At 73.0% G+C, this 13,041-nt stretch carries 10 protein-coding genes; 6 read left to right on the top strand and 4 right to left on the bottom strand.

The genetic code is table 11. The annotated features are described in order from the left end of the window. A complete protein-coding gene (locus K7G60_RS27425; RefSeq protein ID WP_225803628.1) occupies positions 1 to 816 on the bottom strand; it encodes a sulfite exporter TauE/SafE family protein in 816 nt (271 codons plus the stop codon). 84 nt (positions 817 to 900) lie between these two features. Here K7G60_RS27425 and K7G60_RS27420 point away from each other — a divergent pair, with 84 nt between their 5' ends. Next, positions 901 to 1,668: a helix-turn-helix domain-containing protein gene (locus K7G60_RS27420; protein ID WP_225803627.1), complete on the top strand. Its 768-nt coding sequence runs from the start codon at positions 901 to 903 to the stop codon at positions 1,666 to 1,668. Between the two features lie 145 nt (positions 1,669 to 1,813). Here the strand turns inward: K7G60_RS27420 and K7G60_RS27415 are convergent, their stop codons facing one another. Both K7G60_RS27415 and K7G60_RS27410 read right to left on the bottom strand, forming a co-directional pair. Next, on the bottom strand, positions 1,814 to 3,088 hold the full coding sequence (locus tag K7G60_RS27415; RefSeq protein WP_225803626.1) for a glycoside hydrolase family 16 protein: 1,275 nt from the start codon (positions 3,086 to 3,088) through the stop codon (positions 1,814 to 1,816). Positions 3,089 to 3,210: 122 nt separating this feature from the next. Beyond that, the gene (locus K7G60_RS27410) at positions 3,211 to 4,392 is read right to left on the bottom strand and encodes an alginate lyase family protein (protein ID WP_225803625.1); all 1,182 of its coding nucleotides are present in this window, start codon (positions 4,390 to 4,392) and stop codon (positions 3,211 to 3,213) included. Positions 4,393 to 4,648: 256 nt separating this feature from the next. Here K7G60_RS27410 and tpx point away from each other — a divergent pair, with 256 nt between their 5' ends. After that, the gene (gene tpx, locus K7G60_RS27405; RefSeq protein WP_225803624.1) at positions 4,649 to 5,149 is read left to right on the top strand and encodes a thiol peroxidase; all 501 of its coding nucleotides are present in this window, start codon (positions 4,649 to 4,651) and stop codon (positions 5,147 to 5,149) included. Between the two features lie 133 nt (positions 5,150 to 5,282). Here tpx and K7G60_RS27400 read toward each other — a convergent pair whose 3' ends face one another. After that, the gene (locus tag K7G60_RS27400; RefSeq protein WP_225803623.1) at positions 5,283 to 5,702 is read right to left on the bottom strand and encodes a Fur family transcriptional regulator; all 420 of its coding nucleotides are present in this window, start codon (positions 5,700 to 5,702) and stop codon (positions 5,283 to 5,285) included. Between the two features lie 198 nt (positions 5,703 to 5,900). On the opposite strand from K7G60_RS27400, the gene katG reads away from it, so the two are divergent. The 4 genes from katG to K7G60_RS27380 all read left to right on the top strand — a co-directional run bounded on the left by katG (position 5,901) and on the right by K7G60_RS27380 (position 12,884). After that, positions 5,901 to 8,126, top strand: coding sequence for a catalase/peroxidase HPI (gene katG / locus K7G60_RS27395; RefSeq protein WP_225803622.1), 2,226 nt, complete (start codon positions 5,901 to 5,903; stop codon positions 8,124 to 8,126). A 227-nt stretch (positions 8,127 to 8,353) separates the two neighbouring features. Next, complete coding sequence (locus tag K7G60_RS27390) at positions 8,354 to 11,161, top strand: hypothetical protein (RefSeq protein ID WP_225803621.1); 2,808 nt, start codon at positions 8,354 to 8,356, stop codon at positions 11,159 to 11,161. 271 nt (positions 11,162 to 11,432) lie between these two features. Continuing rightward, positions 11,433 to 11,948: a toxin-antitoxin system HicB family antitoxin gene (locus K7G60_RS27385; RefSeq protein WP_225803620.1), complete on the top strand. Its 516-nt coding sequence runs from the start codon at positions 11,433 to 11,435 to the stop codon at positions 11,946 to 11,948. A 93-nt stretch (positions 11,949 to 12,041) separates the two neighbouring features. Then, positions 12,042 to 12,884, top strand: coding sequence for a DUF4097 family beta strand repeat-containing protein (locus K7G60_RS27380; RefSeq protein ID WP_225803619.1), 843 nt, complete (start codon positions 12,042 to 12,044; stop codon positions 12,882 to 12,884). Positions 12,885 to 13,041: the final 157 nt, after the last annotated feature.

The raw sequence follows: 13,041 nt of genomic DNA, 5'->3' as shown, positions 1-13,041 counted from the left end.
TCAGGCCCTGCCCGGCCCCGGGTCCGGGAGCAGCATCGCGAGGGCCACCAGGCCGAGCAGCGCGAGGTACGCGCACGCGTGGATCCGGTCCGGGATCCGGGGCGGGCGGCGGCGGAGGACGGCGATGACCGGCAGGGCTCCCAGGAGCAGCGCCCCCGCCGCGTACGGATCGACCAGGCCGACCAGGCCGGTGCCGGTCGCGGTGGCGGCCGGGAGCGGGGAGGCGGCGAGGGAGACCGTGACGGCCGGGAGCGCCACGACGAGGGTGAGCGGGTTGGCCAGCGCGGTCGCGACCCGCATGGGGTGACCGGCCCGGCGCATGGCGGGGACGGTCATCACGCTGCCTCCGACGCCGAGGAAGGCGGCGAGCGCTCCGATCGGAGCACCCGCGGCGGCCGGCAGCGGCCGCGCCGGCTCCGTGCCCGGCGCGGTCTCGGTGCGGAGGAAGCCGGGGCGGAGCAGCAGGTCGAGGGCGGTGAGGGCGATGTAGGCGACGAACGCCCAGCGGGTGAGGGCCGGCGGGGCGAAGCGGGACGCGTACGCCCCGGCGCAGGCGCCCGCCGCGAGCAGCGGCAACAGCGCACCGCTGCCGCGCAGGGCGAGGAGCACGGGCCGTGGGGTGACGGCCGTGGCGAAGGCGGCGTTCACCACCATCACCAGGGCCGAGGTGGCGGTGGCCACCGGGAGCGCCGCCGTGCCGAGGGCGGCGTCCGCCCACACCACCACCGGGACCGCCACGAAGCCGCCGCCGAACCCGAACAAGACCGTCGTCGCTCCGGTGAGGAGCCCGATCGCCACCAGTGTCACCACGTCCATGGGTCAAGATCACCAGGCGGGACGGGGTTCCCGCATGCGATGGTCGGCAGGATTCCTTCGCGTCCCGGCCAGTACGGTGGCCCGGTGAAGAACATCCCGCTGGACGACGTCGACCACCTCGACCGGGCCGTGCTGCCGATCGGCACCGACTACGCGGTCGGGCAGGTCCTGGACTGGCACGAGCACCGGCGGGCGCAGTTCCTCTACGGGGCGACCGGCGTCATGGTCGTCGAGACCGCCGACGGCACGTGGACGGTGCCGCCCGAGCGGGCGGTCCTGATCCCGGCCGCCACTCCGCACCGGGTCCGGATGCTGGGCGTGAGCACCCGCAGTCTGTACGTGGAGCCGGGCGCCGTTCCGTGGTGGCCGGCCCGCTGCACGGTCGTGGACGTGCCGCCGCTGCTGCGCGAACTGCTGCTCGCGGCGGCCGAGTTCCCGCCCGACTACGGTCCGTCGGGGCGGGAGGGCGCCGTCGCGACGCTGCTGCTGCACGAGATCGCCGCGCGCTCCCCGCTCCCCTTCCACGTCGGGATCCCCGCCTCCGGCGACCTCGCGGCGCTGTGCCGGGAGTACCTGGCCGCCCCGGACGCCGGGGTCACCAACACCGACTGGGCGGCCAGGTCCGCGATGAGCGAGCGGGCGTTCACCCGGCGCTTCCGCGCGGAGACGGGTGAGAGCCCGGCCGTCTGGCGGTCCCGCGCCCGGCTCCTCGCGGCCGTGCCCCTGCTGCGCACCGCGACGGTCAGCGAGGTCTCGGGCCGGCTCGGGTACGCCTCTCCGGCCGCGTTCACGGCCGCGTTCACGCGGGCGTTCGGCACGCCGCCGTCCCGCTTCCCGGCGGTCCGGGGCTGATCGCCGCTCCCGGGCGGATCAGAAGGCGCCGCCCCGCGCGGAGCCCGGCCGGCTCCGCCGGGACCGCTCTCACGCGCAGGGCGGTCGCCGGGGAGCCGGGTGTCGCACTCGGGGGCGTGGGCGCGGGCGCTCGGCCCTCATCCGTTCAACGGGTCACCGTCCACTTCTGGTTGGCGCCGCCCGAGCAGGTCCAGATCTGGAGCCTGGTGCCGTTGGCGGAGCTGTTGCCGGTGGCGTCCAGGCACTTGCCGGACTGCGGGTTCACCACGTCCCGGGCGGCGTTGGCGGTCCAGCGCTGGGCGCCCGTGCCGTTGCACTCCCACAGTTGGACGGGGGTGCCGTCGGCCGTGCCGGCGGAGGTGACGTCCAGGCACTTGCCGAGGGCGCGGACGGTTCCGTCGGCGGCGAGGGTCCACTGCTGGGCGGCGGTCCCGTTGCAGTCGTAGAGCTGGACGGGGGTGCCGTTCGCGGTGTTCGCTCCGGCCACGTCGACGCACTTGCCGCCGATCCCCGTGATCGGCCCCGCGGTGGTGGGCGCGTCGGCGGTGGTGACGCGGACGTGATCGACGACGAGCTGCTTGGGGAAGGTGGTGGAGCCGTCCGGGTCGCCGGGCCAGTAGCCGCCGACGGCGAGGTTGAGGATGAGGAAGAAGGGCTTGTCGAAGACCCAGGTCCGGCCGCCGAGGTCGGCGGGCGTGCGGGTCTGGTAGACCGTCCCGTCCACGGACCAGCTGATCAGGTCGGGCGACCAGTCCACGGCGAAGGTGTGGAAGGCGTCGGCGAAGGCCTGTCCGCCGGGCAGGGTGTACGCGGCGCCGATGCCTCCGGAGCCGGAGTAGCCGGGGCCGTGCAGGGTGCCGTGCACGGTGGACGGTTCGAAGCCGACGTTCTCCATGACGTCGATCTCGCCCGAGTTCGGCCAGCCGACCTGGCCGATGTCGTTGCCGAGCATCCAGAAGGCGGGCCACATGCCCTGGCCGCGCGGCACCTTCATGCGGGCTTCGACGTGCCCGTACCGCGTGGTGAACCGCCCGGCGGTGTTGAGCCGGGCGGAGGTGTACTCGCAGCGGCCGTACCAGCACTGGTAGTTGCCCGGGTTCTCCTTGCGGGCGGTGATCACCAGGTGGCCCTGTCCGTCGAGCGCGGCGTTGGCGTTGCCGGCCGTGTAGTACTGGCGCTCGTGGTTGTTGACGTTGTCGCCGGTCTCGGTCTGCCACCGGGTGCCGTCGACGGCGGCCCCGGCGGGACCGTCGAAGTCGTCGGAGAAGGTGACGGTGGCCGTCCCGGCCACGGGCCGGAGCGCTTCGCGCGGATCCGTGGCCGGGCCGAGCGCCGCGACGGCCAGGGCGAGCGCGAGGGCCGTCACGGCGGAGGACAGGGGGCGCAGTCGTGGGCGCAGTCGTGGGCGGGAGGAGGTCATGGGGGTCTCTTCCGTCGGCTGTGGGGGTGCGGCGGGAGGGGTCCACTTCGCCGCCTCCATGATTTAAGGAGTGAGAGAAGGGGGCGTCAAGACGCCTGACGCCCCTTCCGACTCCCTTCGGATCAGCGGGGGTTGCCCGCGTGGGTGAGGGACTCCCAGGCGACGAAGAGGTTGTTCGTGCCCGCGGGCCGGCTCGCCTCGGTGAGTTTCTGCGTGTTCGTCATGGCGTATCCCATGCGACCGTGCAGCGCGTTGAAGCCGACCTCGGTGACGGGCCCGAGGTGGTCCTTGAGGGTGCCGCCGCAGAGCCAGGACGGAACGGGCTCGCCGAGTTCGTACCTGGCGTGGAACCCGAGCGCGTGGCGCAGCCGGTCGGCGACCTCGGGGTAGAGGTCCTGCCCCTGGATGCGACCGGTCTCGGCGATGTGCGAGATCGCGGACAGTCCGTAGCCGGTGTGGGTGAGGTCGCGGCAGGTCTCCTGGGTGAGGCCGTCGACGAAGGTGGTCTGTCCCTGCCAGTACCGGACGATCTCGTCACGGGTGTCGAGTCCGCTGCCCGGCGCGGCCTTCGGCAGGGCGCCGTCGCCCGTGAGGTAGATGTACGCGGGGACGCGGCCGCGGAACTTGGCGACGGCCCTGTCGTAGGCGGCCCGGTCCTCCAGGAAGACGGCGATGCCGAGGGCGGCCTCCGTCATGCTGAGCTCCCAGTTGCCGTTGGACTGGGAGCCGCCCGCCACCTCGGGGAGGTAGACGGTGCGGAGCATGGTCTTGAAACGGTCGACGCGGTCCTGCGGCCAGCCGGTGTAGGTGTACCGGATGATCTCGGCGGCCCGCGGCCAGGAGGAGCCGGCCCAGCCGGCCTGGAGGGGTGCGTTGGAGTTGGTGTGATCGGTGATCACGCCGGACCAGGCGTCCATGATCTCGACGGCCTTCTCGGCGTACCGGCTGTCGCGCGTGACGTACCAGGCCAGGGAGAGGGTGTACGCGGCGAGGGCGTCCTCGCGTTCGTCGGTGCAGCCGTAGTTGGGGTTCGAGTACGAGCCGCACTCGACGACCGAACGGGGCTTCGGGATCCGGGAGAGCGAGGCGTACCTGCTCGCCGCCATCTGGTCGAAGGCGCCCTTCCAGGGTTGCGCACCGGCGAGGACCTTCTCCCGGGTGAAGTCGAGCTGTCCCCGCGAGACCAGGACGCCGGGGTGGACGAACGTGGCCGGGGCGGCTTCGGCGCGGTCCGCTCCGGGGGTGGCGACGAGTGCGGCCAGGAGGCCGGCGAGGACGAGGGGGGCGGTGAACCATCTGGTCATGCGGTTACCCCTTATTCACGTACGTGAACGAGCGACGGTTGTCGAGGGTGGAACCTAAAGGTCTGAACCAAAGGCGTCAAGAAGGCTCGTTGACGTCGGATCGACCCCGCAGGTCACTCGCGGCACCCGCCGACGAGGACGTGCCGTTCAAGTTCGTGAACGGCCCGAGCGGAGCCACGACGGCCCGTGTCGCCGGGACGGGCCCGCCTTCCGTACGATTCCCCCCGTTGCCACTCATACGTCTGAAGGAGATCCCATGGCCCAGGTCACGCTGAAGGGCAGCCCCGTGCAGGTCAACGGCGCTCTGCCGGCCCCCGGCAGCCAGGCCCCCGACTTCACGCTCGTCGCCGAGGGACTGGCGGACAAGTCGCTCAAGGACTTCGCCGGTCTGCGCAAGGTCCTCAACATCTTCCCGAGCGTCGACACGCCGACGTGCGCCTCCTCCGTCCGCGCCTTCAACGAGAAGGCCGGGCAGCTGGACAACACGGTCGTCCTCTGCATCTCCGCCGACCTGCCCTTCGCCCAGGCCCGCTTCTGCGGCGCCGAGGGCCTGGAGAACGTCAAGAACCTCTCGACGCTCCGCGGCCGCGAGTTCCACACCAACTACGGCGTGGAGATCGCGGACGGGCCGCTCGCCGGTCTGACGGCCCGCGCCGTCGTCGTCCTCGACGAGAACGACACCGTGCTGCACGCGCAGCTCGTGGGCGAGATCGCCGACGAGCCGAGCTACGACGAGGCGCTCGCCGCCCTGAAGTAGTCCCCAGCGGTCCTCGCCGAACCGGCGCGGGACGCGAAGGAGCCCTCCACCGACACCGGTCGGTGGAGGGCTCCTTCGCGTCCCGCGCCCTGTCGCCTCACCGCGCTCCGTCGCCCCATCGCGCCCAGCCTCGTCACCGCGCTCGGGCGCAGCCCGGGCAGAGCCCCCGGTAGACCACGTCCGCCTTCGACACCGCGAAGCCGAAACGTTCCGCCGGCGGCAGGACGGCGAGCGGGTCCCCCGACGGGCGGACGTCTCGGATGATCCCGCAGTCCGAGCAGACCAGGTGCTGGTGCGCGTGGTGCGCGTTCGGGTCGTAGCGCTTGGCCCGCCCGTCCATGGAGAGCTCCACGACCTCCCCGAGGGCGACCAGCTCACCGAGGGTGTTGTAGACCGTCGCCCGCGCGATCTCCGGCAGGCGCTCCACCGCGCGCGCGTGGACCTCGTCCGCCGTGAGGTGCACGTGCTCCCCGGCCAGGACCTCCGCGACGACGCGGCGCTGGGACGTCATCCGCCAGCCACGCGCGCGCAGGCGCTCCAGCAGGTCACTCATGTCTCACCTCGACGGCATAGGCAAACTTGGGGTTCTTCTTGACTTGGACAAGGTCCATCGTAGGATCGGTTTCGTAAATGGCCAAGGGACAGGAAGACTCCAGCACGGCGGGAGAAGCACACGTGACACCCGCGCCAGGCCCGTCCGCCGAAACGCACTTCCTGAGCACAGTGATCCGCCATGTCCGGAAGGATTCCCATGTCTGAGAACCACGACGCAATCGTCACCGACGCGAAGGCGGAGGGCGCAGGCGGCTGCCCCGTCGCGCACGGGCGTGCCGCCCACCCCACCCAGGGCGGCGGCAACAGCCAGTGGTGGCCGAACCGGCTGAACCTGAAGATCCTCGCCAAGAACCCCGCCGTGGCCAACCCGCTCGGTGAGGACTTCGACTACGCGCAGGCCTTCCAGGGCCTCGACCTGCCGGCCGTGAAGCAGGACATCGCCGAGATCCTGACCACCTCGCAGGACTGGTGGCCCGCCGACTTCGGCCACTACGGCCCGTTCATGGTCCGCATGGCCTGGCACAGCGCCGGCACCTACCGCATCAGCGACGGCCGGGGCGGCGCCGGCGCCGGCCAGCAGCGCTTCGCGCCGCTGAACAGCTGGCCGGACAACGGCAACCTGGACAAGGCACGCCGCCTGCTGTGGCCGGTGAAGAAGAAGTACGGCCAGAGCCTCTCCTGGGCCGACCTCATGATCCTCGCGGGCAACGTCGCCCTGGAGTCGATGGGCTTCGAGACCTTCGGCTTCGCCGGTGGCCGCGCGGACGTGTGGGAGCCCGACGAGGACGTCTACTGGGGCCCGGAGACCACCTGGCTCGGCGACGAGCGCTACACCGGCGACCGCGAGCTGGAGAACCCGCTCGGCGCGGTCCAGATGGGCCTCATCTACGTCAACCCCGAGGGTCCCAACGGCAACCCGGACCCGATCGCCGCAGCCCGCGACATCCGCGAGACCTTCCGCCGGATGGCGATGAACGACGAGGAGACCGTCGCCCTCATCGCGGGTGGCCACACCTTCGGCAAGACCCACGGCGCCGGCCCCGCGGACAACGTGGGCGCGGACCCCGAGGCCGCCTCCATCGAGGAGCAGGGCCTCGGCTGGAAGAGCACCTTCCGCTCCGGCAAGGGCCCCGACGCCATCACCAGTGGTCTGGAGGTCACCTGGACCACCACGCCCACCCAGTGGGGCAACGGGTTCTTCAAGAACCTCTTCGAGTACGACTACGAGCTCACCAAGAGCCCGGCCGGCGCCCACCAGTGGGTCGCGAAGGACGCCGAGGCGATCATCCCGGACGCGTACGACCCGGAGAAGAAGCACCTCCCGACGATGCTCACCACCGACCTGTCGCTGCGCTTCGACCCGGTCTACGAGCAGATCTCCCGGCGCTTCTACGAGAACCCGGAGGAGTTCGCGGACGCCTTCGCCCGCGCCTGGTACAAGCTCACCCACCGCGACCTCGGCCCGGTCGCGCGCTACCTCGGCCCCGAGGTCCCGTCCGAGGAGCTCCTCTGGCAGGACCCGCTGCCGGCGCGCTCGGGCGAGCTCGTCGACGCCGCGGACATCGCCTCCCTCAAGGAGAAGATCCTCGGCTCGGACCTGACGGTCACGCAGCTGGTCTCCGCCGCCTGGGCCGCCGCCTCCTCCTTCCGCGGCAGCGACAAGCGCGGTGGCGCCAACGGCGGCCGCATCCGCCTGGAGCCGCAGCGCAACTGGGAGGTCAACAACCCGGACGAGCTGGCCCAGGTGCTGCGCGTCCTGGAAGGCGTCCAGGAGTCCTTCAACTCCGCCCAGAGCGGCGGGAAGCAGGTCTCCCTCGCCGACCTCGTCGTCCTCGCGGGCGTCGCTGCGGTCGAGAAGGCGGCCGCGGACGCCGGTCACGCCGTCGAGGTGCCCTTCACCCCGGGCCGCGTGGACGCCTCCCAGGAGCAGACGGACGTCGAGTCCTTCGCCGCCCTGGAGCCCACCGCGGACGGCTTCCGCAACTACCTGGGCAAGGGCAACCGCCTGCCGGCCGAGTACCTGCTCATCGACAAGGCGAACCTGCTCACCCTGAGCGCGCCCGAGCTGACCGTCCTCGTCGGCGGTCTGCGCGCCCTGGGCGTGACCCAGCCGCAGTCCTCGCTCGGTGTCCTCACCGAGACGCCCGGCAAGCTGACGAACGACTTCTTCGTCAACCTGCTGGACCTGGGCACGGAGTGGAAGTCCACCTCCGCGGACCAGACCACCTTCGAGGGCCGCGACGCCGCCACCGGCGAGGTCAAGTGGACGGGCAGCCGCGCCGACCTGGTCTTCGGCTCCAACAGCGAGCTGCGCGCGCTGGCCGAGGTCTACGCGAGCGACGACGCGAAGGAGAAGTTCGTGAAGGACTTCGTGTCGGCGTGGGACAAGGTGATGAACCTGGACCGGTTCGACATCGCCTGATACTCGGCGCCGGTCACCGGCGCGACTCCGGGGCCGGCCCGGGTGGTTTCCACGCCATCCGGGCCGGCCTCGTTCGACACCCGTCCCGAATCGCCTTCCTGACGTGGTGTGAGACAACCGAAGGGCGTTCAGCACCGTCCTCACGAAACGAGAGGGGCACCGCGGGGAAGCCGGAGATCCGGCTTCCCCGCGGTGCCCCGACGAGATCGATCGTGAGGAAGACCGCTTTGATACGTGTCACACGCGGCATGACCACCGCCGCGGCGTTACTCGCGCTGGCCGCGGCGTCGCCCTGGCCGGCGTCCGCACAGCCGTCGCCCGGATCACCGCGGGCCGGTTCGTCGACGGCCTCCCCGGGCGACCGGCTCGGACCCCTGCCCCTCCCCGAGGGCTGGCAGGTCACCGGAGACGGCGCGGGCGGGCAGCTGGTCTGGACGTCGCCCGAGCGCGTCCCCGCGGGCGACGCCCGGATCGAGTTCCACGCCGGCGAGCGGCTCCTCGGCCGCCCGCTCCCCCGGCCGGACGGCCGCTCCTTCGCGCTTCCCCTCGGCGGCGTCCGGCTCGAAGAGGGCACGGAGCTGCGGGTGACGGCCGGCGGACGACGGCTCGACGCGGCGGGGCGCGCCGACGCCGCACGCGAACGTCCCCCCGCCCCCGCCGCCGTGCCGGAGGCACCGCTCCACGCGAACCCGGTCGACCCGGGGGTGCCGGGCCCCTACCGGACCGTCAGCGGCGAGTACGCCCTCGACTCCGTACGACTGCCGGGCCTCCCCCGGCCCGTCGAGATGCGCGCCACGGTCGTCGGCCCGGCCGGAGCACCGGGGAAGCGGCCGGTGGCCCTCTTCCTGCACGGCCGCCACGACACCTGCTACACCCCGGGGACCGAGGACCTCCGGATCACCTGGCCGTGCCCGGCGGGCACCCGGCCGATACCGAGCGAGCAGGGATACCTGCGCGCCCAGCGGCTCCTGGCCTCCCAGGGGTACGTGACGGTGTCCGTCGCCGCGAACGGCGTCAACGGGCAGGACGACGACCTCGAGGACGCCGGAGCCCAGGCCCGCTCCTCCCTGGTCCGGCTCCACCTCGCCCGCTGGGCGGACTGGTCCGCGCAGCGGGCCTCCGCCCCGGCGGCCGTCCGGAGAACCGCGCCCGCCGACCTCTCGCGGGTCCTCCTCGTGGGGCACTCCCGGGGAGGCGAGGGCGTCAACCGGGCCGCGCTCGACAGCCTGAACCCGCCGCCCGCCGCCCAGGACGGCTACCGGGGGCCCGTACGGTGGAAGATCCGCGGCAACGTCCTGATCGGGCCCACCCTGTTCGGCCAGAACCCGGCCCCGGACGTGCCCTCCACCACCATCCTGCCGGGCTGCGACGGCGACGTGTCCGACCTCCAGGGCCAGATCTACGCCGACGGCACCCGAGGCGTCAGCCGGGGCACCGCCCTGCACAGCGCGGCCTACGTGGTCGGCGCCAACCACAACTTCTTCAACTCCGAGTGGACTCCGGGGCAGGCGAAGGCGCCGGCCATCGACGACTTCTCGTCCGACGACGGGATCGACCCGGTCTGCTCCCCGGGCACGGCGACCCGTCTGACGGCGACCCAGCAGCAGGCCGTCGGCGCCACCTACATCGCCGCGTCCGCCCGGCTGTTCGTCGGGGGCGACGACGCGGTCCGGCCGCTGCTCGACGGCACCGGCCGCCGGGCGCCGTCGGCCGGACCGGCCCGGGTCCTCACCCACGCCGTCGGCGCGCACCGCACGCCCGCCTTCCTGCCGGGCCCCTCGGTCACCGTCTCCGGCGGCGGCCAGCCGTGCGCCCAGGTCGATCCCGAGGCCGCCCGCGCCTGCCTGTCGCCCGAGGAAGGATGGTCGCCGCACTTCGCGTTCTGGGAGACGTCCCCGGAGCCGGGGCGCGACGCCGTCGCGATGAAGTGGTCGGGCGCGGGAAGCCCGGTCGCCGTCCGATCGGCCCGGCCGGTCTCCCTCGCGGGCGCCGAGTCCCTGGCTCTGCGCGTGATCGTCCCGCCCAACAGCACCGGCACCGAGCTGGGCGTCACCGTGGCCGACGCCTCGGGCCGCCGCGCGACCCTGGGCCGCGTCCGCGTCGACGGACTGCCGGGCAGCCCGCGCACCGCCGCGTACTGGAGCCGCGAGCTCCGCGTGCCGCTGGCGGCCGCCGCTCGGGCGGGCCTGGACCTGAAGCGGATCGGCGCACTCGAACTGGCCCCGCGCGGCGGCGCCGGCCGCGCCTGGCTCATGGACGCCTGGGGCTGGCGCCCCGGCACCCCGGCGGCGAGCCCCGCACCGCTCACGCGCGTCGACGTCGGCCGCCTGGCGGTCGCGGAGGGCGACTCCGGGGTCCGGACCTACCGGGTGCCGGTGACGGTCTCCGGACGGGGCAGCGGTCAGGTCCGGCTGTTCGTCCCCGTCCCCGGCACCGACGAGGTCACGTCCCGCACCGTGACGGTGCGTCCGGGACGCCATGACATCGACGTGTCGGTCGAGGTGCGGGGCAACACGCGCTACGGCTACGACGTGACGCACGACGCGTTCGTCAAGGCGGTCCGCGGCGCGGTGGTCGGAGCGCACCGGGGCGGCGTGACCGCGCGGAACGACGACGCCATGCCGGCCGTGCGCCTGACGCCCGTCGCGGACGACGTGACCGAGGGCTCCGCGCTGGGCTGGCGGGTGACACTCTCCGAACCCGCCGACATCGAGATCTCGGGCGGGATCCTCCTCGAACCGGTGACCGACGGCCCGGAACTGTCCACGACGGACGTCGACCGGGCCTGGCTGGAGGCGCAGTTCGGCGAGGTGTCCCAGCCCGCCAGGCCGCTGTCCGCAACGCTGGAGGGCGGCACGCGGCTGTGGTTCTCCGTCCCCGCCGGCCGGACGACCACGGAGGTGACGGTACCCACGGCCCGGGACGGGGTGGTGGAACCGACGGAGTTCCTCCGGGGTTCGTCGTACACGTACGACGGGTCCTGGGAGCCGGTCCCGGGCCCGAAGGTCGCGGGCAGGGTGCGCGACGCGGCGTGAGCCGTCGTGAGACGACGGAAGCGGGGCGGCCGGCGGGTCCCTTCGGGGACGCCGGCCGCCCCTGCGCCACACCGTGGCATCACACTGCACCACATGGCACCGCGTGGCACCACATGGCGCCATCGACCACGACAGCCACCCTTTGACGCCACAGCCACTCCACCGAGCGCCACAAGGTTTCCGCAGGTCAAGGCCGATGCGGGCAGGAAAGGCGCCAGCCGACCTCCCGCGGCGCTTGCACATGGCGCCATAGTGGTGCCATGATGACGTCATGGACCTCACCCCGTATGTCGAGAACCTCCGCCGCGAGCTCGCGGTGGCCGCCGAGGCCGGTGGCGAGGAGGCGCGCGAGCTGGCCGAGCGGCTCACCGCTCCCCTGGAGTCGGCGGCCCGGCTGACCCTGCTCAACGCGCTCTCCGCCGCGACGGACGAGATCACCCGTGAACTCGCGCCCGGCTCGGTCGACGTACGACTCCGGGGCCTCGACCCCGACTTCGTGGTGACGCCCCCGCCCACCGGCGGCGCCCCCGCGGAGCCGGACGTCGCCGCCGAACCGCTCCCCGCCCCGGCTCCCGCCGAGGGCGACGAGGGCGGCACCGCCCGCGTCAACCTGCGCCTGCCGGCCCACCTCAAGACCCGCGCCGAGGAGGCGGCGGCACGCGAGGGCCTGTCGGTCAACGCCTGGCTCGTACGGGCCGTGTCGGCCGCCGTCGGCGGCGGCACCCGGCCGCGTACGCCGGAGAAGCCCCAGAGCGTCGGACAGAGCATCACGGGCTGGGTGCGCTAGCCGCCCCGGCCCCGCCGCTTCACCCGCACCACCTCACCCACACCACGTCCCACCTGCGGGGACGACCTGAAGACTCAAGAGGACGGGACAGCCATGCCTTCTTTCGACACCCCCGAACCGATCTCGGCAACGGCGCGCGTGGAGGCCGGTTCCATCCAGTTCATCGCGGGCGACCGCACCGACACCGTCGTCGAGGTGCGGGCGCGCAACCCGAAGAAGGACCTGGACGTGCGGACCGCGGACCAGACGGAGGTCACGTACGCGAGCGGCGCACTGACCGTCAGGACGCCGAAGTCCAACCTGTTCGGCCGCACCGGCGTCGTCGACGTCACGGTCGAGCTGCCCGCCGGCTCGCGGATCGACCTGACCGGCGCCTGGACCCAGGTGCTCGGCGAGGGCCGGCTCGGCGAGGTCCGTGTGAAGACCTCGTCCGGCGACGCCCGCTTCGACACCACCGGACCGCTGCACCTGACCGCCTCGCACGGTTCGATCACCGTGGACCGGGTCGAGGGCAAGGCCGAGATCACCACGAGCTCCGGCAGCCTGCGCGTCGGCCTCGTCGACGGCCCCGCCGTCCTGAAGAACTCGCACGGCACCACGACCATCGGCGCCGCGACCGGCGACCTGCGGGTGAACGGCGCCCACGGCGACATCGAGATCGGCCGCGCCGAGGCCTCGGTCGCCGCCACGACCGCCCACGGCACCCTGCGCGTCGGCGAGGTGGCGAGCGGCGCGGTCCAGCTGGAGACCTCCTACGGTGCCATCGAGGTCGGCATCCGCGAGGGCGTGGCCGCCTGGCTCGACGCCCACTCGACCTCCGGCCAGGTACGCAACGGGCTCACGGCGTCCGAGACCCCCGGGAAGACGGAGGACACCGTCGAGGTCCGTGCCCGCACCCGCCACGGCAACATCGACATCCGCCGGGCCAAGGCCTGAGCACCGCCTCCGCACCGTTCACACGCATCGCCCCCTTCCTTCCTCTCCCTTCCCCTTCACCCCTCGATCGGAGGGCCTCATGCCTTCTTCTGTCATGCCCATGATCAGTCAAACGAACGGTCACCCGCCGTCGGCCGCCATCACCGCCGTCGGCCTG

It is taken from the genome of Streptomyces sp. NK15101, assembly GCF_020400725.1.
Lineage (GTDB): Bacteria > Actinomycetota > Actinomycetes > Streptomycetales > Streptomycetaceae > Streptomyces.
The sequence above is the reverse complement of the archived record's forward strand: the minus strand, read 5'-3'. Positions and strand labels throughout refer to the sequence as shown.

Coding starts and splice junctions, on each gene's coding strand:
- K7G60_RS27425 (WP_225803628.1), bottom strand. CDS start 816: ATGGACGTGGTGACACTGGTGGCGATCGGGCTCCTCACCGGAGCGACG.
- K7G60_RS27415 (WP_225803626.1), bottom strand. CDS start 3,088: ATGACCTCCTCCCGCCCACGACTGCGCCCACGACTGCGCCCCCTGTCC.
- K7G60_RS27410 (WP_225803625.1), bottom strand. CDS start 4,392: ATGACCAGATGGTTCACCGCCCCCCTCGTCCTCGCCGGCCTCCTGGCC.
- tpx (WP_225803624.1), top strand. CDS start 4,649: ATGGCCCAGGTCACGCTGAAGGGCAGCCCCGTGCAGGTCAACGGCGCT.
- K7G60_RS27400 (WP_225803623.1), bottom strand. CDS start 5,702: ATGAGTGACCTGCTGGAGCGCCTGCGCGCGCGTGGCTGGCGGATGACG.
- katG (WP_225803622.1), top strand. CDS start 5,901: ATGTCTGAGAACCACGACGCAATCGTCACCGACGCGAAGGCGGAGGGC.
- K7G60_RS27385 (WP_225803620.1), top strand. CDS start 11,433: ATGGACCTCACCCCGTATGTCGAGAACCTCCGCCGCGAGCTCGCGGTG.
- K7G60_RS27380 (WP_225803619.1), top strand. CDS start 12,042: ATGCCTTCTTTCGACACCCCCGAACCGATCTCGGCAACGGCGCGCGTG.